This is a genomic window from Ruegeria sp. BHSB056, from assembly GCF_059613305.1.
This window is the reverse complement of the sequence record NZ_JBXWSG010000179.1, coordinates 1-1,923: the sequence shown is the minus strand read 5'-3', so window position 1 is coordinate 1,923 and position 1,923 is coordinate 1. Positions and strand designations below refer to the sequence as shown.

Genomic DNA, 1,923 nt, shown 5'->3' with positions numbered 1-1,923 from the left:
ACGCACAAGCTTTTCGATGCCGTAATCCGCAAGATAGCCATAACCGCCATGCAATTGCAGGCACTGGTCCACCACTTTCGATCCGGTTTCAGTGACGAACTTCTTGGCCATGGCGCAGAATTTCGTGGCATCGGGTGCGCCCTGATCCAGCTTCCAGGCTGCCTGCCTAAGGAACGTTCGCGCGGCCTGCAATTCGATCTCCATATCCGCCAGACGAAACTGAAGGGCCTGAAACTGGTCGATGGATTGGCCAAAAGCCTTACGTTCGGACATGTACTGCAGCGTCATATCCAGCCCGGCCTGAGCGGCCCCAAGCGAGCAGGCAGAAATGTTAAGTCGTCCGCCATCCAGTCCCATCATCGCATATTTGAACCCGTCACCTTCCGTGCCCACAAGGTTTCCGGCCGGTATCTTGCAATCGTCGAACTGAACTTGCGCGGTGGGTTGGCTTTTCCAGCCCATCTTCTGTTCGAGCGCGCCAAAGCTGAGGCCGGGCGTGCCGTCTTCAACGTAAACGGTTGATATCCCTTTGGGCCCATCCTGTCCGGTACGCACCATGCAGACGTAAGCGTCGGAATATCCGCCGCCTGAAATGAAGGCTTTTGTTCCGTTCAGCGTATAGCCTTCGTTGGTCCGTTCAGCGCGTGTATTCAGCGCCGCTGCATCCGATCCAGAACCGGGCTCGGTCAGGCAATAACTCAACACAGTTTTCAAGCTCAGAACATCGGGCATGATGCGCGCCTTGAGGTCATCGTCGGCAAAGTTGTCGAGCATCTTGGCGCACATGTTATGGATCGACAGGAAGGCCGCGACCGACGGGCAAGCCATCGATAGGGCCTCAAAAACCAGGGTAGCATCCAGACGGGTCAGGTTTGACCCACCGCTGGCCTCGGACACGTAAAGGGCGCCGAAGCCAAGCTCTCCGATTTGGGGCCACAAGGCTTTGGGGATTGTTCCATCAGCCTCCCATTGCCGGGCAAAAGGGGCGATATGTTCCTGCCCAAGGGCATGTGCCATGTCGAAAATGGCTGTTTGTTCCTCGCTGAGTGCGAAATCCATGGCGCTCCCTCCCATCGGCAATGAATTGAACAGTTGTTTATTTCTGAATTCTTACAGAAATTTTGCAAGTTCAACAATGGCTCTGGGCAGGGGACTGTTGTCGCCACTGTCTAAAGATCCGCGTGGAACTCTTCGATCAGGTGGCGCACGACGGCCTTGCCGGGATCTTCCCCGCGCGCGGCAGCCTCGGCATGAACGCGACGTTGGCGTGTGGCCGAGGTGCCGTTTTCGGCGATTTGCCGCAGCCGGGCCAGATCCGACATTGTACCCAGTGCCTCGGCATCTTCGGCCAGCAATCCCATCAGATCACCGATCAAATCGGACATGGGTTTGATCGAGCGATCGCCGAAATCGATCAATCCTTCGCCCACACCGTATCGCTGCGCGCGCCAGCGATTTTCACCTATCAGAAAGCGATCATATTGCCGCCAGCGCAAGTTTCGATCTTTCAAGCGGCACAACATTCGCGTCAACGCCTGCACAAGGGCGGCCAGAGAAAGCGTGTGCTCCAACCTTGGCTGGACATCCATAATCCGCGTTTCAAGTGTTGGAAAGCGATGCGAGGGGCGAAGATCCCACCAGATCTTTGTGGTATCTTCAATGACCCCCAGTTCAATCAAAATTCCCGTGGTGCGTTCATATTCGCCCCAGCTTGCAAAGACCGGCGGCAGACCGGTGCGCGGCAGATTGTCAAAGACGGTCAGACGGTACGACGACAGGCCCGTATCTTCGCCGTTCCAGAAAGGCGAGGACGTCGACAACGCCAAAAGATGCGGCAAAAAGTACGACAATTGCGGCATCAGATCAGACCGCAAGGCTTGGCTTTCAACCCCGACATGAACATGCATTCCGCAGATCAGCATC

Annotated in this window: 2 protein-coding genes; both read right to left on the bottom strand. The window is 56.2% G+C overall.

All coding sequences use genetic code 11. The features are described 5' to 3' along the window. On the bottom strand, positions 1–1,059 hold a 1,059-nt coding region (locus AC2FND_RS20135; protein WP_496771473.1), incomplete at its 3' end, for an acyl-CoA dehydrogenase family protein. Between the two features lie 110 nt (positions 1,060–1,169). Further along, a partial coding sequence (locus AC2FND_RS20130; RefSeq protein WP_496771472.1) for a YbdK family carboxylate-amine ligase occupies positions 1,170–1,923 on the bottom strand: 754 nt, incomplete at its 5' end.